At 29.7% G+C, this 21,423-nt stretch carries 7 protein-coding genes; 3 read left to right on the top strand and 4 right to left on the bottom strand.

What is annotated here, in order from left to right:
* Positions 1–207 precede the first annotated feature (207 nt).
* From ACXYRR_RS00905 to ACXYRR_RS00915, 3 genes are read left to right on the top strand one after another with little or no spacing between them, the layout of a single operon-like run.
* Positions 208–7,341, top strand: a complete 7,134-nt coding sequence (locus ACXYRR_RS00905) for a beta-N-acetylglucosaminidase domain-containing protein (RefSeq protein ID WP_458597337.1) — start codon at positions 208–210, stop codon at positions 7,339–7,341.
* A gap of 10 nt (positions 7,342–7,351) precedes the next feature.
* Entirely contained in the window at positions 7,352–11,701 is a 4,350-nt protein-coding gene (locus ACXYRR_RS00910) for a glycoside hydrolase family 20 zincin-like fold domain-containing protein (protein ID WP_458597338.1), read from the top strand.
* Complete coding sequence (locus ACXYRR_RS00915) at positions 11,655–13,604, top strand: hypothetical protein (RefSeq protein WP_458597339.1); 1,950 nt, start codon at positions 11,655–11,657, stop codon at positions 13,602–13,604. The genes ACXYRR_RS00910 and ACXYRR_RS00915 overlap by 47 nt, the downstream gene beginning before the upstream one ends.
* A gap of 59 nt (positions 13,605–13,663) precedes the next feature.
* Here ACXYRR_RS00915 and ACXYRR_RS00920 read toward each other — a convergent pair whose 3' ends face one another.
* From ACXYRR_RS00920 to ACXYRR_RS00935, 4 genes are read right to left on the bottom strand one after another with little or no spacing between them, the layout of a single operon-like run.
* Entirely contained in the window at positions 13,664–15,601 is a 1,938-nt protein-coding gene (locus ACXYRR_RS00920; protein WP_458597340.1) for an ABC transporter ATP-binding protein, read from the bottom strand.
* On the bottom strand, positions 15,591–17,339 hold the full coding sequence (locus ACXYRR_RS00925; protein ID WP_458597341.1) for an ABC transporter ATP-binding protein: 1,749 nt from the start codon (positions 17,337–17,339) through the stop codon (positions 15,591–15,593). Before ACXYRR_RS00925 ends, ACXYRR_RS00920 begins: the two co-directional genes overlap by 11 nt.
* Positions 17,339–17,659, bottom strand: a complete 321-nt coding sequence (locus tag ACXYRR_RS00930; RefSeq protein WP_435130465.1) for a hypothetical protein — start codon at positions 17,657–17,659, stop codon at positions 17,339–17,341. Before ACXYRR_RS00930 ends, ACXYRR_RS00925 begins: the two co-directional genes overlap by 1 nt.
* The gene (locus tag ACXYRR_RS00935; protein WP_458597342.1) at positions 17,659–21,423 is read right to left on the bottom strand and encodes a DEAD/DEAH box helicase; all 3,765 of its coding nucleotides are present in this window, start codon (positions 21,421–21,423) and stop codon (positions 17,659–17,661) included. The genes ACXYRR_RS00930 and ACXYRR_RS00935 overlap by 1 nt, the downstream gene beginning before the upstream one ends.

Below are 21,423 nucleotides of genomic sequence, written 5' to 3' on the forward strand. Positions count from 1 at the left end.
ACTTTTTTATCTTATTTATAGGCATAAAATATTTAACTTACATATTTCAATGATTTTAAAAGTAGTAACGAATTAATAGCATTATGTAAGCAAAAAAAAAAAAAAACATTTATAATTTCTTTGTATATCTTTAAAAAGATAAAAACATACATTTGTATGTTAATAAAAGTTTAAAGTTATACCTAATTATTACTTTATTGAGGTGAAATGAAAATCAAAAGAAAATTAAAATTATTTCTTGGTGCTAGTGGTAGTTTAGGACTACTTGCTGGTGTTGCTGCTGCTTCAGCAGGAACACCTACACAACAAGGACAAAGTCAGACTACTTCAACAACATCAAGTGTTTCTGACCAACAAGGACAGACAACCACATATAAAATTACTCCATATGTGCATTCTATTTCATATTCAACAGATACAACTAACAGTGCAAAACGAACTTTTTTAGTTACTAGAGAAGTCAATTTAGTATTTGAAAACGGAATTGATTCTGTTACTAGAGCAAAATATGAAACAATTTTTAAAGATAAAGGATTAAAATATTCTGTTTCTAGAAGGTTTGTTAAAGGTAAAACAAATATTTTAGTAGGAATTCACGGAGATTCAGATGTTTTAGTTGATAATAAATTATCTGATTTATCAAATAATCTACCTTATGGAGATAATTTATGACTTCAAACTGATGCATATTGAATTTCAACATTGAAAGATGGATATGTTTCTGTTTTAGCAAAAAATACTAATGCGGCATTTTATGCTGCAACTACCTTAGCAGAAGTCTTTAAACAACTTAATGGTTATGAGATTGAAAAATTTACCATTAAAGACTATGCAGATATAAAAATGCGTGGAACATTAGATGATTTCAAAGAATCACAGTGATCACAACAAGATCGTCTTGATTATTTTGCATGAGCATCTAAATATAAATTAAATACATATTTATATGCTGCTAGTGACGACTTAAAACATAGTAGTCAATGAAAATTATTATATACACCAGGTGAGCTTGCTAATATCAAAGAATTAGCAACAACTGGAGAATCTACTAAAGTAAGATTTGTATATACAATTAATCCATTTAACCAAGGTGACTTTACAGCAGATACATATAATTCAGATTTAGCAAGTTTAGAAAGTAAAATTTGACAACTTGCAACAGCTGGTATTAAACGTATTGCACTCAACGCAAGCAACGATGCAAATTTAAATACTAGAATCTTAAATGATTTAACATCTTGAATTAAAGAAAAAGTCGTTACTGCTTTTTCAGATTTTGATGCATCAACTTTATTTTTAGTATCTAATACTGAATACCAAGATTATTACAATTTATTACCAAAAGAAATTGAGATTGTAAAATTACCTAAATCTAAGGCAGCAGAAGTTGCATCAAATGTAAGTGACTTTGTAAATAAAGCAAATCGTGGAGTTAGTTTATTATTAAATTGACCAACTACACAAAAATATGAAGATCAAGGAAATATGGTTTTAGGTGGTTTATCAACATATCTACCATCTATTACAAATAATCAATCTTTAACCAAAGGATTAGATGGAATTATAGTAAAACCAATGCAAGCTAAACTTGCTTCTCGCATCGCATTATTTGAAACAGCAAATTATGGCTGAAAAGTATGACAATCATCTAACGATGCTTGAGTACAATCGTTTAATTATCTTTTAAATGATTCAGATTTAGAGAGCAAAGACGCACAAGCATTACGTACCATTGCATTAAGATTATTTGATAATCCTTATTCAGCAACAAACACTGTTGCTAATACCGATTCAGTTGCTTTAGAAAGTCATGCTAATAAGTTTAAACAAACATATAATACTAAAGCATTTAATTTATATGAGGTATATACATTACAAGATGAGTTAACTAATTTAACTGATGCAGTGGATTTATTAAAAATTTCAACAGCAACAAAAACCAAAGCATTCTTTTCAGAAATTAAACCTTGAGCAAATATGCTTAAAGATTTATCAACAGCAGCAAATCATCTAATTGATGCAGCTGTTGATATTAAAGCAAATAAATATGATGATGCACTTAATGCATTCACATTAGGAGTAAATTTATATAAGAGTGCTATTGAATCACATCAGTATAACTACGATGGTGTAGCAGTTGAAGTAAATGCTGGAAACAAGGTTCTTAAGCCATTTATTCAATGACTTATCCCAGTTGTAAATCATGAATTACACAAGAGTCTTGGAGATGTTCCGAGAAATCAAGAAGTGATCACAAACTTACAAAACAAAGATTCTAAATCTGATGTAAAATGAGTTTTACAAAAAAATAACCAAAGAGTTTTAATTTATGGAAATCAAACAGGTTCAGTACCACTCGATATGAAAAATAAATACTTTGGAACATTATTTGATAAACCAATTCAATTCAGAGAACTTTGATTAAGATATGCAGGATATGAAAATAGTAATGTCAAGGATCACTTTGATAATGCTAAAATTCAAGTACTCTATGCAGATGATGTAGATTATGCATCAGATTTGGATGTTACTACATATACTGCAGAGAAAAGACAAAATACAGAAGAACGAAATACAAATATAATTGATTTAACAAAAAAAACAATCAAAGAATCTTCGTGACATAGTATTGATGGTGAAAATGCATCCGTTGCCACTGTAACTGGCATCCAATCATCAGTTCGTAAGGTGATTAAACTTACTAAACCGATCGATGATGTAATTGGGGTAAGAATTAAAAATGTTAGCAACACTACTAATAATGATGAATTTAGACTTTTAGAATTCTTAGTAAATCCACAAACAGATATAAATGATTTACAAAAACTAAATTATAATTTTTATAATAATTCAACCGATTATCTTAGTGGGGTAGATACTTCGAAGTTGAAAAATCCTACTAGTACAATTAAAACTGAATTAGAAAAATTAACTGATGACAATTTTTCTACCACAGAAACTTTTGGAACTGAAAATGCAAAAGATTTAGATCAAATTATCTTTAAATTAGATAAATTATCAGAAGTTTCTGCTGTTGCTTTCCAACAAGATATAAACAATACTAACAAAGGTTTCCCGCTAATCCAAGTTAAATATTATGATTCTGCTACATCTACTTGAAAGAATTTTGGTAAAGGTTATGATAATAGTTATATTAAAGCACAAAGTTCTGAAGATGCAAAAGCAGAATACTATGAAACATATGGATATGCAAAAACTCAATATATCTCACTTGTTTCTAGAGCAACAAACTCAGAACAAGGAAATAATCCATTAAAACTAGCAGGTTTACAAATATATGGACCTAATGAAGCTGTTGAAGGAGTGCATTATTATCCTTTTACAGTAATGAAATATACTTCCGATCAATCAATCAATGATATTGTTAATCCAGATTCAGATACTGTTACTAAACTTACTACATCAGTTACAGCATCTGGTGGTTCAGGAACAAATAATGTTTCTAATAATAATAATAGCAATAATGTAGATTATTCTGGAGACTATGTTGATGTAAACTTTGATCGTCACAGTGCGATTAGTTCAATCCACTTTGTGCAAGGGGATAACTTTTTAGATAAATATATCGTGCAAGGGTATGTTAATGATACTTTTACCACTTTATCGACTATTCAAAATTCTACAGGTGATGATGTAATTAAAATTACTGATACTAAAAAATATAATGGTATCCGTATTAAACCTACAACTGGATTTACAGCAAAACCATCATGAGATATTAAACATTTATTTATTACCCCACTTGAAAATCCGGTAACAACTGCTTATATATATCATTCTTATAATGTTAACACTGATAAATTATTATCATCATATAATAATGATACCTTTAAATTATTTGCCAAAGAAGGAAACACAGTATCAGTTAAAGTAAAAGATAAAAGTGGTTTCGGATTAGATTTACAAAAGATTTATACTTTAAAAGATGTCAAATTTGCAAGTGCGCTTCCAGAATACCTTATTAGTCAAGCATCAACTGATGGTGTAATTTGATTTAATTTATATAATAGCACACAACTAACTGATAAGCCGGTTAGATACATTCGATTACAATACTCAAAAGACTTATATGATAATAGTGATTTTGGTTTAGGCGAAACTAAAACTGATACAACATCAAAAGATATTTACTTTAGTGGTATGACAGTAACAGTTAAAGACTTTGATCGTTTTGGTCGCATTGTAGATAGTGATTTAGAAGCTTCTAACATTGAAAATAACTATGGTGGTTTTGATGGTGATTTCGATACATCAACTAAATTTATCTCAACTCCAAAAGCAAATAACGAAGTTGTTTATGATTTAGGTTCTGATATTGATTTAACATCATTAAAAATCTATGCAAATAACAACTCATATAATTATCCAAGAGACTTAGAAGTATTAGTAGCTCAAACAAATGATAAAAATACCGAATGAAAATCATTATTTGAAATCGGAAATGATCCAAATAACTTAGAAGATATTTTAGCTCGCACCAATAGTGGAACTATTGATACTGAACATCCACGATTTAAATGATGAGGTGTTGATAATTTAACTGATACTAAAGCTAGATATGTAAAATTATTAATTAAAAAAGATTATCCGGTCAATCGCTTATTAGAAATCAACGAAATCCAAGTTAATGGTGGAAAATATTATTCAAAAACTGATCCTAGATTCTCTGGAACTAATTATCAAGCTGCTTCGGTAGAACATGAACCTGCTGCAATGCTGGATGCTGATTATACTACCTATTGAGAACCAAAAGAAGAAACTGGTGAGTTATATTACAATGTTGCTGATACCAACTGAAAAGATAAAAACTTAATGGTAGTTTCGACTGGACAACCATCAGATGCTGTTGTCTATCAAATTACATATAATATATTAGATGGTAAATATGAATACAAAAGACTTGGAACCTTATTTAACAACATCGTAACATTTTCTTTATATAAACCTGAGACCTATTTACAGGGTATAAACAGTGCAAACTTAGTTGGATTTAAAATTAAATGAAGTGGTAAAAAACCAAAAATTGTGCAATTTAACCCTTATGTAATTACTGGGGAAGTTGCAGATAAAACAGCAATTAATAAGTTAAAATCATCTTATGAAATTCAAAATGATACTAATAATCGAACCAAAGAATCAAAGGATGCATATGTAAACGCTGAACATGCTCTTAAGCAATTAATTGATTCTATGGATAAAGCTACTGAACCAGCAAAAAATACAAGAGCTAAACGTGCAGCAGCCACAACTGATACGACAGATACTCAAAAAGATGCAAAAGCAGAGGAAAACATCCAAAGAGTTACAAGACAAGCTCTTCAGCGTTATGTTGATAAATATGTAGACGCTTTATACTTTCCAACCATTAAAGCAACTGCTAATGTGGATGCAGAAAAATATACTATAAAAATACCTGTTCCTTTTCCAACATATGCTAAAGTTTCCTCAGCTACTTATCTGCAATATTTATTAAATGGTTATGTAAATCCTGCTTTATATACAAAAACTTCATATCAGCCATATCAAGATGCTGTTAATGAAGCTAAATTAGCATTAGCAAATCCAAATAATTTAACCACATCAGTTACAAATGCGATGATCAATCAACTTATGAAAACTAAAGAAGCATTAGTTAAACTACCAACATTTAACAAGCAAATTGCTCAGTTAAATGTTGCAAAATTTGATTTATTAAATCCAATCGAATATCAATATCCAAGTTTCAATGATCTTAAAACTCATGTGGAATCAATTCGTTCAAAAGTTAATACTTCTAGTGATTCTACAACTGAAGATAATTACAAACAACTAAATGAACAATTTGATACTAAATATGCTGCATTAGAAGAATCTACTGTCGGTGCAAAAATTAAAGAATACGAAGCATATCGTGATGCTCATTCATATCCATTTAATGATAAATACCAATTAAAGTTCCCTGCTTTATCAAATCAGTTGTTAACTGAGGTGCAAAATGATGATAATATAGTATATTCACAATATATTACAGCTGATAAAGTGCAAGAAGCCTTAGATTCATTAAAAGCTGTTACTGAATCAGTTATTAATGAACGTAATTTAGCAATTGCAAAATACAAGTTATTGTTATTAGATCCGATTTCTAATGATAATAATGTCTGAACCGATGCATCATATCGTGAATATCAAGCTGTTTTAGATCGCATTGCATCTAATGTTTCTGGTTCTAAAATTGATTTATTATCACAAGCGCAAATTAACCAAGATGAAGCCAATCTTAAAGAGACTGCTAAAGCATTAGTTGTAAATTCTACAAACTTAGATGATGCAAAAACATTAGCAAAAGCATTAATTGCTAAATTAGATGATAAATCCAACTACTTAGCTCGTGTTGATGCAACTAATAACTCATCTGAACTTACTCGAATCATCGAACATCTTCAAGAAGAATATTCATTCCAAGAATGAAGTAAATACACCGATGCTGTAAATGCAGTAAACAAAGATTTACCAAAATTATTGCAAGAGTCTAAAAAAGCTGCTCTTCAAAATCTTTTAGCAAAAGCATTTACCAAAACCGATGTAGACAAAGTTGCAAGCCAACTTACAGCATTATTAGACAAACAAAATCAAGTAACCACATTAAACCAAGACATCGATACTTTAATCGCTGGATTAGCTTCACAAGCCTTAAAAAACACTTATTCTAACTCACTTACAGCACTAAATGCACAATACGATGCGATGGTAAATGGTTTACAAAGCACAGATAAACTTGATAACTTAGCACAACCTACCTTAGATGCTTTAGCTGCGCTAAAAGTTAAGGTAAATGATGCAAACCAAACTTCAAAAGCAATTTCTGAGGAAATTAAAGATTTAACACCAGATATTAAACAAAGTATTTTAGATGATGTTAATAATGCAACTAATAATGATTTATTAGCAAAAGAATTAACAATTGCACAAAAACTTAGTTTCAATTATCTGTTAAATTTAGTTTCACAGCAAGTTGATCAAATCAAAGATGCTGCATCAAAAGAAAGTTTTAAGAACGAGTTAAAAGATGCAACCACAAAAGAACAGTTGTTGCAAATACGTAAAAAAATTGCTGACGTCCAAGAACAAGCTGATAAAGAAGCTCAAAAACCTGCTCCTGAAAGCAAACCAGAGCAACCTACAACTCCACAAAAACCTAAAGATGAAAATCCAAAAGTTGTTACAACTTCAAATAACAAAGGTGCCATTGCAGCAATCGTTGTGTTATTAGTCTTAGCAGCAGTATTAGTTGCAGCATCAGTATTTGTATTTAAGAAAAAATCTAAGAAAAAGGATAATTAAGTAGTATATAATGAAGAAAACTAAACTTAAAGCATTATTTTTTGGCGCTTCTACCGTAGCAACTGCTTGTGTAGCTGCTGCTACCAGCAACCAAAGTGAACAAGTTGCTTCTTCACACCAAGAATATGCTATTTTTCCGATGGTTCATAATATTTTGTATCAAAACAAAACTTCTTTGATTAGTCAAGATGTTAACTTAGTATATGAAAACGGAATCGATTCAGCAACTAAAAACCGTATCCAAGAAGCGCTTGCTTTTAGACATATTACTTCAAGTGAATCAAGAAGTGTTGTGAGTGGAAAAACCAACATCCTAGTTGGTATCCAAGGAGATAACGATAATTTAGTTGATAACAATATTACAAAAATAGATTCAAGCGATGATTTTGCAGCAAGTAATTTTGTAAAAAATGATGCATATGTGATTAAAACACAAGATAATTACATTTCATTATTAGCAAAAGATTCAGATGCAGCTTTCTTTGGTGCAACTACTTTATGACATATTTTCCAACAACTTGATGGATATAAAATAGAAGACTTTACTATTAAGGATTATGCTGATGTTAAAATCCGTGGATTCATGGACTCACACCGTGTTTTTGATGGTGCTGAACATAATCAGACTAAAGATGAAATGATTGATATTATGCGCTTTTCAAGCTACTATAAAATCAATACTTATATCTTTGAACCTGATAAAACACTAGCTGGAGCTTATGCTAATAACCAAAATCAAATAACTACTAAAGAAGGTGATTCAGATACAGATAAACAAACACAAAAAGCTTGAATGGTTCCACTCAATCAAGCACAACTGGATGAACTTACAGAATTAGCCAAAGTTTCAAAAGAAACTCATGTTAAATTTGTTTTTGCCTTAGATGCTTTATCAGATTTTACCAATGAAAATTATGATGCTAATTTAACACTTTTAAAAGCTAAATACTTACAAGCAATTAAGGCTGGCGTTCGTAAAATCGGATTAATGTCTATGGGTGAGCAATCACCTAAAACGGTGCAATTATTCACTGATTTAGTTGCTTGAATCAAGAGTTTAAAAAGCACCTATCCTGATTTAGATACTAATATTATCTTCCAAGGATATTTTGGTAGATCATCTGCGATTACTCCACGCTTACAAAAAAGTGCTTCTACTAAAACACCAGGATTTATTTCATATTATGCATCGCTTCCATCAGAAGTGCAACCGCTAATTTTAGATGATGAATTTAATGATCACCAATACATTAATGAATACGATGTAGACAAATATACCCAAGATGGACAACAAATTAAACCGATCTTCTTTAAAGAATACCCAGATGATTTTGCTCGCGATGCAAATAAATTATATTTAAGAACTGCTGAGGAATTGATTCGGCCAAATGCTCAAAATGGTTATAATGGTGTTTATACATCAGTTAATGTTGACCCAAGTAAATTTACCGGATTTATTTTATCAACTGGAAATAAAAAAGCAGAGTTTTCAAAATTTGGTTTCTTCGATTTGGCTAACATTACTTGAAAAATATTACCAGCAGGTGATGGTAGACAAATTGAAAAGGATCTTATATATCAAGCCTCATTTCGTGCTATTGCTAATAATACAGCATTTGAAACACCTGAATCAATTGCTTTAAGAAGACTAGGAGCATACATTGCTCAAGATACTTATTCAGAAGCACTTTTTGCTGGTGATGCTATCACTCCTGCAGTAGAAAATTTTTATAATGTTTTAAATAGTGATAATAGCAATGGAACTAGTACTTATCATGAAAATGAAGCGCAAACTTATTTAACACAATTAAATTATTTATTTCCACAAATACAGATTTTATTAGAAAACAAATCACATTCTAAATTTATCGATACCATTCATGAATTTGTTTTAGCTGCTTCGGATTATTTTCAAGCACAAAAATACTTTGTGTTAACTTATATTGAAGCAAATAAATCTAATCCAGATGATGAAGAAATTGTTGATTATTATATAAAAGCGCAAAATTATTTTTTATCATATCAAAGTCGTAACTATTATTCAACTTCATTTAGGGATATTGGTATCGGATCACACTTTACCCGTAATCTTACTTCGTTATTAACACCACAGCTATTGGCAAAGGTAGAAAAACTACTTCCAACTGCTGCAGACCCACAAAATAATGGAATGAGTATTATTACCGATTTAACTAGTCCAAATACTCAACAAAATATTCCTGGTTCAATATTTACTTTAAATAACCAAAGACAATTCGTCTATACATTGGATGCGAATCGAACAAATAATAATCGTATCTTACCTAACAACTACTTTGGAGTTAAATTTGATAAACCAATCGATGTTAAAGACTTACAAATTAAATTTGGAACAAATACTAATAATTTTGAAGAGTATTTCACTAAATTTAAAATTCAATATCATCTAGATACAGATAACAAAGATGTATGAAATGATTTACCTAAGGATCCTAATGCTCAATCAAGTAGTTCGTCTGATGGTTCGACTACAACAGATAACTCTTATACTTTAAGCACATCTAGTTTTTTAACTTCAAATACCTTTAAAATTTCAGTAAACCAAGAAAATGTTCGTGCCATTCGTATGATTGATACCGAAACTGGAACTGGTAGAAATAAATGATTCCGTATTTATGAATTTGTTGTTAATACTGATACAGCTCCAAGGGCTGGAACAACTGCATTAGTCTTGCAACATGATGACCAAACCCACGGAAGTGATTCTGCTAATAAACTAAATTTTACAACTGATAATGTTTCAAATATAAATAAATCTATTTTTGATAATAGTGTTTCAATCAATAATTTTACTAATAATAAATTTATTCAATTTAAATTAGCTAATGCAGCAGAGGTTTCATCAGTAGTTATCGACCAAGGAAAAAATGACTCATCAGTTAGTTATTTAAATAATGGTGTAATTGAATATTGAGATGCTAATGTATCTGGTTCTGAATCTGATACTGGTGCTTGAGTTAAATTTGGTAACTTAGTTCCATCACAAAGATACCAAATCATTCGTGGTAAGGCATTTGCACAATTTTTCAGATTACGTTCTACTGATACTTCATTTTCTGGACCATTATCATTAGTTTCGATCCATTTATTTGGACCTGGAAATCAATATTTATATACTGATGAAAACTCAAGTCATAAAACTAATTTGTTTACACAAATTGTTGATAAGGATGAATTTGGATTATTTGTTGGTAAAACAACTGGTTCCGATGGTGCTTCATCAACTACACCAGTAAACTTAACAACAGATAAATATGTTGGCTTAGACTTAAAGCAAATGTATCAACTTAATACTATTAAGTTAAACGGACAAGATAGCATTCCTAATAATGTTTCATTAGAAACATCAAGAAATGGAATCGAATGATATCCATATACAGGAACTTTTAATGATAACAACAAGTTTGCAAGATACATTAGAATTAAAAAGGCTACAACTACAACAGGTGAAAATAATCAGGAACCAACCCTTTCTAGCTTAGATGTAAAAGTTGTAGATAGTAAAACATACGGAAGAATGATTGGTTCAAATGTGCAAACAATTAACGGTTGAGGTGAAGATACTCGTTATTCAGGTAATGCTATAGATGGTAATGTATCAACATATGATATTTATAATGGGTATCCACTTCAAAATGATTACATCATTTATGATTTAGGAAATACAGTAACCTTAAATTCATTAAAGATGTATGTAGATAAAGATACTTATAACTATCCAAGATTCTTTAAAATCTTAGTTTCTGATAAAAATACTAATACTGATTCGGATTGACATGAAATCTATAACAGTACACCAGCAGGTGAAAGTAGCACTAATCCTACTTCGTTATCAGAAGTTAAAGATCCACAATATATTCAAACTAACAATCTATCATATCCACAATTTAAAAATATTGTAAAACTAGATCCACAGCGTCCAAATTATAGATATTTTGATGCTGATAAAATTTCTGCACTAACTAACAAGAATGTTAGATATGTAAAAATAGTATTTACCAAGAGTCTTAATATACTTTTAGATAATAATAATCATAATTTATCTCGTGGAGTACAAATCAATGAAATTGTAGTAAATGATAATTGAGATAATGTTCCAAAAGACCCAAGATTTGATGGAACTAATTATTTACCTGCTAATAAAAATAACTACCCAGTTAAATTCTTAGATGGAAATTACAACACATACTGAAGTCCAGATACACAAAATGGAAGCTTAAAATTCTATGTTGATCCTAATACATATGATGGTAAGGATTTATTAGTATATTCTGATGGATCAGCAACCAACGCAACCATTTCAGTGATGCTTTGATGATAAAAATACTAAAAAACAAGAAACACAAAAACTTGGACTATTAGCATTTTCAAATATGACCTTTGATTTAACTCAATCAGATAGCAATAAGAAAATCATCGGCTTTCAAATAGATTGAAGTGATAAAAAACCAGTTATTTATGAACTTGCTCCATCAAGGCGTCCTACCACTTCTAGCGATGATAGCCACGAGCAAACAACCTTAGCAGCATTAAAAACACAAGTTGATAAGACACCAGAAAACTTTGATGCTTGAACTAAGGAAGCTCAAGATCGTTGAAATAAATTAAAAGAACAAGTTAGTGCATTAGTTGCAGATAATGCAAAATTACAAATTAACACTTTAAATAACATCAAAGAAAGTATTGAAAATGCACAAAAAGGTGATCTTAAAATAACAGCAGATAATGTTAAAACATTAAATGATATTATTAATGCTACACTTCCTAATACCTCATATGTGCAAGATGCTAACTATGCACTATATCAATTGTTATTAACCAGTGCAAAACAAATAATTGATCCAAAGAATCAAAATCTTTATTCACAAGCTGATTATCAAGCTCTAAAGGATAGATTCGATCAAGTGCAACCTACTTTAAAATACACCAGTTTCGATCAACAAGTTTCTGATTATAATTTAACTAAAATCGATTCATTAGATGCAAGTCACTATGATCCACTAACTTTTGCAAAATTAGAGCAAGCAAAGAAACAACTTGATTCAAAAATTAAATCTGGAACAGCAACCCCTGCTGATTACTATCAAGTTAACCAATTAGTAAAACAATCAATTGATAGTTTAAAACCAAATGATTTAGGAACTACATATACAAACCTAGCAGATGCAATTACTAAAGCAAAAGCATTTATTGCTGAAAATGCTCTAAAATTCCCACAACAATCACAACAATTACAAAAACAAATCGATCAATGACAAGCAACTTTAAACAACAAAGATGCTAAGTTAGAGGATTTACAAAAAGCTTTAGATCGGATGAATCGTGCTAATGAAGATGCACAAACTCAAAAAGATGAATTAGTTGCTTCATTGGATAATTTATTAACACCACTTGCTAATACTGATGAAATCTATACTGATGATTCATATCAAGCATATCTTGATACAATCAATCAAATTAAAACAATCAATCATGATCCATCGATGTTAACTGCATCAGATATCCAAAAATATGTAAAACAAATTCAAGATGCACAAAGTATGTTAGCAATTTCACCAACTAAACTTGAAACTGCTAAAAAACAAGCTGTCACATTGACCGAAGGCCTAGATTCAGAAGTTCAACAAGAATTTAAAGATCAACTTGCAAAAGCAAAAGATACTGCTGCATTAGCTAAAATCATTAATGCAATTAATGATAAAGTGCAACAAAGCAAGAAAAATAAAGAAGTTTTATCTAATAGCATCAAACGTTTATTAGATAAACTAACAAACGAAAAACTGAAAGCAGACTTAGAGCAAGAAGTTAAGGAAGCTAAAACCGAAAATGAATTAGCAAACTTTAAATCAAAGGTATTACAACTATTAAGTCCAAAACCAACCTTACCTGCTCAGCCAGATACACCAGAAAATGGTGATAATGATACTCAAAAACCAGAGCAAGGCGGAAGCACTAATAACCCATCAAATACTGATGGTTCAAAACCACAAGAAGGAGGCAATAGTGGATCAACAACCACTCCACCTACTTCTGAAAACAAACCAAAAGACCAAAATCCACAAGATAATAAAAATGCACAAACATCAAAAACTGTTGAAAAATCTACTGGACCAACTGGTGGAGCAATTGCTGGTATTGTAATCGCTGTATTAGCATTTGTTCTCGGTATAGCAACCTTTGGATATACTTGATTTAAAAACAAGAAGAAAAAATCAAATCAATAATTTTTAAAAACATCGCATCTGCGATGTTTTTTTTGATTCAAAAACACTGCAAAGCAGTGTTAGATATTTTGTTTTTGTGAATTATTTCATAACTGAAAGTATTTACCTTGATTTTGTAGCAGTTGCTGATGACTGCCTTGCTCGATAATTTGTCCATTATTAATTACTAATATCAGATCAGCATTTTTAATGGTGCTTAATCGATGCGCGATAATAAAAGTAGTTCGATTTTGCAATAATTTATCCATCGATGTTTGTATTTGATATTCAGTTAAGGTATCTATATTCGATGTTGCTTCATCAAAGATTAAAATAGGTGGATTTTTATAAGTAACCCTTGCAATTCTAATAAGTTGTTTTTGTCCTTGCGAAAGTTTGCTGCCACGATCTTTGAGATAGGTGTGTTCTTTAGCATCTAATTTATCTATATGCTCTGTTAAATTTGAGACAAGAATGGATTTATGTAACTGCTGATGGTCAATTGTATCGAATCCGTAAGTTATGTTGTTGGTTACTGTGTCAGAAAATAATGATGCATCCTGTAAAATCATACCTATCACCTTGCGTAGTGAGTTTTTATCAATCTCTTTGATATTAATCCCGTCGATATAAATATCCCCGCTATTTTGCTCATAAAAGCGTATTAATAAGGAAGTGATGGTGGTTTTACCAGCGCCAGTTGGCCCAACTAGTGCGATTTTACTTCCTGCTTTTGCTTTAAATGAGATGTTTTTTATAGCAATATTTTGATCATATCCAAAAGACACATTATCAAAAACAATCTCTCCTTGAACTTTTTGATAACCTGTTAAATATCCATATGCATCAGTAAATTTATATGCTCAAAATGCTGCATCTGATTCAGATTCGATGTATTGGTTGTTTTTTAAAACAACTTTAACAGCTTGGATGTTACCGTGATTGAGTTCTGGGGATTGCTTAAGAATATCAAACACACGTTTACCACCTGCTAATGCGATGATTATCGAATTGGCTATTTCTAAAATAGAAGAAACAGGGCTAGAAAAACTTTTAGCAAACTGTGTAAATGCAATTAATACCCCGACGCTTAATCCAAAACCTTCGCTTTGTCCGTTGATCAATAAAATTGCTCCGAAAATAGCTACAATAATATATCCTAAGTTGCCTGCTCACATTGCAAACGGAAACAACAAATCAGCATAACCACGGGCTTTTAGTTCGTCTTGGTATAAAGAATTTGAATATTTTTGATAATCATTTAAAACATTTTGCTCTTGACCAAAGATTTTTAATGTCTTTAAATTTGATACTACTTCTTCAGTAAATCCTGATAAAGCACCATTGCTTCTTTGACGCTTGATAAATCCTTTTTTAGATTGCATCCCGATAAAATATGAAAACATTAAAATCAGTAACATCACTGCAAGCATAATTAAGGCAAGTTTTCAATTCAGCGAAAACATAACTACTACTGAAACACTTAAAGTGATAAATGTATCAATAACCTTAGGAAGCGAGTTAGATAAAAAATCCCTTAATGTATCAATATCGGATGTAAAGCGAGCCATTAAGTCGCCTTTAGAATTAGCATCAAAGAATGCAATGGGTAGACTTTGAATATGCTTATATAAGTTGCTACGTAACTTAGTTAATGTATGATTCGAAACTTTAATTAATAATCTTTTTCAGATAAAACCAGCGAAAACTGTTATAAAAAATCATACAGCTGATAAAGCAACAACAATATAAAACCATTTATAGTTAAATGTTTTTGCATAATTTTGTGCATTAGCAGAAAAATTATGCAAAAATCCATCAATAATAATTTTTCCGATAAAAACTTGATTATATAGCAGACCACCTGAACCAATAATGATTAAAAATAGTGAAATAATTAAAGTTATTTTATTATCTTTTCATAGTAGTTTTAAAATATTTTTAAAGGTAGAAATTTTTTGTTTATTTGTTAGTTTTGGAACTTGCTTAGCAAAAGAGGTATGAAAATTATTTCGCATCAAGACCTCCTAAAGCACCTTGCAACATATTTAGTTTCTGATAATATGAATTAGTTTTTATAAGTTCATTGTGAGTACCTACATTTGTTATCATTCCATTTTCAATCACAACAATTTGATCACAAATAGCAAGTGAAGCAATTTTTTGTGAAACAATGATTTTGGTAGTTTTAATGTTATTTAAAACTGATAAAATACTTTTTTCAGTTTTAGCATCTAATGCTGATGTTGCGTCATCTAAAAGTAGTATTTTAGGATTTTTAATCAATGCTCTTGCTAAATATAACCTTTGCTTTTGTCCACCTGATAAATTTTTACCACCCTGTAAAATTTGATAATCCAATTGTTCTTTTTGGTTTGCTACAAAATCTCAGATGCAAACTTGTTTTAGCACATCGATAATTTGCTCATCGCTGGCATCAGGATTACCTCATTTGATGTTATCACGAATGCTTCCTGAAAAAAGTGATGTATCTTGAAAAACTGCTGAAATACCAGAGCGAAGCGAAGCAAAAGAATAATCTTTTACATCAATTCCATCTATTAAAACACATCCATCGGTTGTGTCATAAAATCTTGGTATCAGAGAAAGCAAGCTACTTTTTCCTGATGATGTAGCACCAATTATCCCGATGCTTTGACCTACCTTAATTTTTAAATTAATGTTTTCTAATGAGTTGAAAGAGTTACCATGATATTTTAAGTACACATTTTTAAATTCAATTTCACCTAAAATTTCTTTATTAATGCAAGTTTCTTTTTCAATAATCGAAACTTGATGCTGAATTAACTCATTATATCTTTTAGCACTTGGTATGGAGCGAAACAGTTCACCTGAGATGTTTAAAATCCCTAAAAAAGAACCAGTTATCATTCAAATGTAAGTTGAAAAAGCTGTAATAGTACCGATTTTTATTTTTTGTGCAAGCACTTGATTTACTCCAATAACAACTAAAGCAATCACTGACATAAAAATGGTATTCATAATCACAATATGATATCAAGTAAAAACCTTTTCACCTTTGATGTTAATATCTCGCATTTGATTGTTTACAGCATCGTGGTTTTGTGCTTCTTGGTTTTCTGTTACATATGATTTAATCAGCCTCATAGAATTAAGGTTTTCTTGCAACTTTGTATTATATTGATCAGATTTTTTAAATGTTTTATAAAAAATTGGGATACCGTATTTTCACATAATTAAAAAGAATCCAAATAATAATGGTAAACTGACTGCAAAAATAATTGATAGCACACCTGATTGTGTAATAGCAAAAACCAAAGAACTGATAAACATAATTGGTAGTCTAAATAACGGTCGGCCCATAATACCATACAACTTTACAATGTTATCAATATCGGTATTAAGTCGGTTTACAATTACTCCAGTTGAGAATTTATCCATATCTTCAAAAGAAAAAGTTTGTATTTTGGAAAAAAGTTTTAAACGTAAATTCTTTGCAAAACGATACCGAGCAATAACATTTAAATAAGCACTAAGCATCGTGAAACCACCGATTAAGATACCAAAAGAGACTAATAATGCAGCATTTTTAAGCACAATGTGATATTTATCATCATAGTTTTTGAATGCATCAGAAACTGTATCAGTGATGTCTTTAACAAATAAAGGCATATATGTTTCTAAAATGATGCTAGAAACACCTAGCAAAATAGTAACCAGAAATAAAATTCTGGTTCCATAGGTGATAGAAAATAAAGAAATTTTATGATTCATTATTTGATGTGTCCATCGTTAATGCATTTGCAATCAACATTTTCAGTATTTAATGTATGTGTAATGTTAAGAAGATCGAAATATTTCTTTTTAAATTTTTTATTTAAAAAGTAATAAGTAAATAAACCTTTTTTGTTAGCATCAATGATGTTTTTTTTCTTTAGATCGCTAAGGTGTTTTGAAATATTGGCTTGTTTGCTTTTTAAGGTTTGAGCAAGTGTTAAAACATCGCATTCTTGTTCGTGACAGGTAAATAAGTGCAAAATAATTTTTCGTTTAATATTTTTTGAAAGTATTGATAAAACATCAGAAAGGTTCATTATTTATCCTTTCGTTCTATTTTCATTTCAACAGTTTTGGTAAATTCATCCACACTTTTTAAAAAGTCATCATTTACCACAGTTTTAGTTTGCTCATCAGATATTTCATCAGTATTACTCATAATTCAATCTTTTGGATCTTCATATAAATAATCTGTTGTTAAATCATCAAAAGTTGATTTTTTATCAACTTTTATCCCGATTGAATCTCAATAATCACTTTCATTTTCGGTAAATTCAATATCCTTATTAACGTTTAAATATACCGGTGCTGCAACTTCTTCATCTTTACCAATCACAGCAACTGATGCATCTAAATCATCTGGGATTGAAATATCTTCGGTTTTGACATCAAGGGTTTGATTTCCTGTTTCTTCCTTAATATCTTCATTAGTTTGGATACTCTGACTAAAAATTTTATGTAATTCTGCATCTAAATGATCATCATTTTGGATAAGTGATGTAAGAATCATTGCCTTATTTTTATCTTCTTCAATTGAATGATAATTAATTTGTTGTGTAACCTTTTTAACTTCTGTATCTTGCTCTTGCTGCAAGGTATTTTGCGAACTTGTAAGTTTAATATCAGCATCAGTAGCAACAAAAATATTAGTTTTATTTAAAATGTAGGTATTGGTTGGTTGGTTTTCTGAAACTACTTCATCAAAATCAAATCATAAACTAATTTGATTTTGCATAGTAATTCAATTGATTGGATTAATTACAATAACATCGTATTTTTTAGCCTTTAAGAAGCGATATTTATCGCGGATGGCTAAATATCCATTTATAGCATTTTCTCCGTATTCAAAAGTGTCAAAAAGCACACATTTATAAGGTTTTTCATTCTTAGTAATAACTAAATCGATGTCTAAAGATCCGATGTTATATTTGGTAAATAATTCATAATTGTGTTTACCTTTAATAATATCTTCAAATTCAGTCTTCACAAGTTCTTTAAATCAAGTTACTTTACTTTGGTTTTCTACCGATGAATCAAGTTTTTTAGATGCAAATGTTTCTTTTAGAAGCTCTCTTTTTGAATCAGCATCCCTTTCTAAAAACTGTAATCATTTTTTAAAAATAATTAAATCATCCGATGAATTTGGCAGAATTTGTATATCATCTGCTTTAATAGTTTTGATCACTATCATTTTCTCTTTAGCACGCGATATAGCAACATTCAAAGCATTTGAACCACCACTTCGTGAAACATATGTAGAATTTAACTTAGTGGATTTATCATATGAAATAGTAGCAATTACTAAGTCTGCTTCATCTCCTTGGATATTTTCGATGTTGCGGATTAATAGTTTTTTTTGATTAATTGCTGCTTCTAAATTTGGATGGTAAGAATAAATTAGGTTAGTTAAATAATCACTTTGTCGTGAGTTGAATGCTAATAAAATGATTTTATTATATTTATCTAAATTTAAATTAAGTAACTGTAATGCTTTTTGTGCTTCAACTTTGTTGTGATTATCTTCTCAGTTTCCATCAACTTGATATACTTCAACTGAATTTTCATCACTAGCAGATGCATTATCAACTACATCGAGGGTTGATTGATAAAAGTACTTAGATGAAAAAGTCATTAATGCAGCATTTTTAGCACGATAATTTTTATCTAAAATAATTTGATACACTCCTAGTGATAAAGCATAATCAAGTAGTGAATCTACTTTACCAAAAATGGTATCATCAGTATTTCGTGAACCAAATCAGTTGCTTGGACGCATTTGTTGTTTATCTCCGGCTAATATCTTAGTTTTAGCTAAATATAAAATCGGTAAACCTTTTTCAATGAATATTTGACTAGATTCATCTAAGATTGCATAATCAAATTCTTCTTTATTTCAAGCAGATAAATCTGTATCTGGTGTTGCTACAATTACAGGGAAGATTAATTTAATCATTTCAGCATATTTTTTAACAAAACGATATGGTTCAAGATTTTGGATGCGAACACTTTGTGAAAATTCACGATATAATCGTTGCAATTGTGGGTTAAATTCTTTGATTTGCTTTACATAGCGCTCTAAGGTAATGTTTTTAACTATCTCAGCACTTAATGTTTGCTGATCGAAATTGATATTTTTAGATTCTTTGATAATGCGATTTAGGTATTTTACCGAGTTACTAACATTTTTAATAGAATGAAAATTGTTTATTAATCGGTATAAACTTCCTGAAAAGTTGCTTAATTTGTTTTCGATCTGCTTAGCAACATCGCGAATCTTTCAATATTTTTTCATAAAAAATAAGAAATAACTATTATTTTCTTTTAAAATGCTTTTTGCAACTTTTCCTTCTTGTAAGGTTGATGAAGGGTAAATAATATCTTTTGGTAAATCATTAATAAACTGTGGATCATTTTCTAAATCGGCATCCATTTTGTATTTGTATAAATAGTAATATGCTTGAAATAGTTGGTTTATCCCATCTTGATTCAGGATATTATTTACATTAACAATATGTCTGCTTTCTTGTTGGCTTATTACTGGATATTTTTGTAGTTGTTGCTTTGAATCAAAATTTTCCAGCATATCAAGGTATTCTTGAATAGGTTGATAAAACTTTTTCTTTTTAACATCTTTATAATTAAGTAAAAATAAACAAAATTTACTTAAAATTCCAAGACGTTCATTAATAACATCTAAGGCAGCTTTCTTTTGTGAAGCAACAATAACTTTTTTACCATAAATTAAAATATTTGTTATTAAATTAACGATTGTCTGTGATTTTCCAGTTCCAGGAGGCCCTCAGATAATGGTATTTTGCTGTAATGCAGATAAAACTGCTTTATCTTGTGAAAGATTGGATTTAGCAACATTAAATAATGAAATATTTTCATTTTTAAGAAGTTGTATCACTTTGTTTTTATATTTGTTTTTATCAAATTCAACCTTAAAAATATCATTAATTTCATCGTTATTAATAATTTCTTTCATCCGATTGCGTGAATATCCACCTCAAGGTTGAAAAATCCCTAATAACATACCCTTATGAAACATTAAGTTTTCATTAATAATCAAATCACTGCGAAGTGGAGTAAATTTATCATATAAATCATTAGGTAAGGTAAATAAATTGTTTCAATCGGTTTTTAGTTTTTCAAAAATTGCATTAATTTCAAAGTTCTCAAAGTTAGAATCGATGTTAAGGTTAAATCCTGAGTTGTTTAAAAAGAAAATGAGTTTTTCATTAACTTTAATATCTCCATCTGAAAATAAATAAGGAATAGTATTTTTAAATTTAATTTGAACTTCTTTAAAAAACATTGGCGCATAAATAACTTTGTCATCTTTGCGCAGTGAAACAAACAAAAATCCGATGTGTAACGGTCATGTATTGGTTTCATCCAAAATGGATGTTACTTTATTATCTAAAATTTTTCATTTGCGAATCGCTTTTTGTTGTATATGTTCTAAAAAATTAATCACATTTTTTTGTTCATATTCAAAATTAACCTTAAAATCTACCTTAGATGTTCTTATATATTTGTTTGCTTTTGATTCTAAAAGAGATTTTAAGGAATTAAAATCGTAAGTATTTTTAACTTGATCGATAAAATCGATCAAGTTTCCATCTAATAAACTGATCTCAAATTTTTCCTTATTTAAAACTTCTTTAAAATCTTTAAGACGTAAAAGATTATAAATATCTACACAATTATTTTCACTAAGTTTAGTAAAAATTGATGCATCATTTTGTGAGATATCGAGCAAATTATCTAAAATTACTTGGTATTTGTTTTCTTGCAT

The sequence above is a fragment of the Mycoplasma sp. 246B genome, from assembly GCF_054353935.1.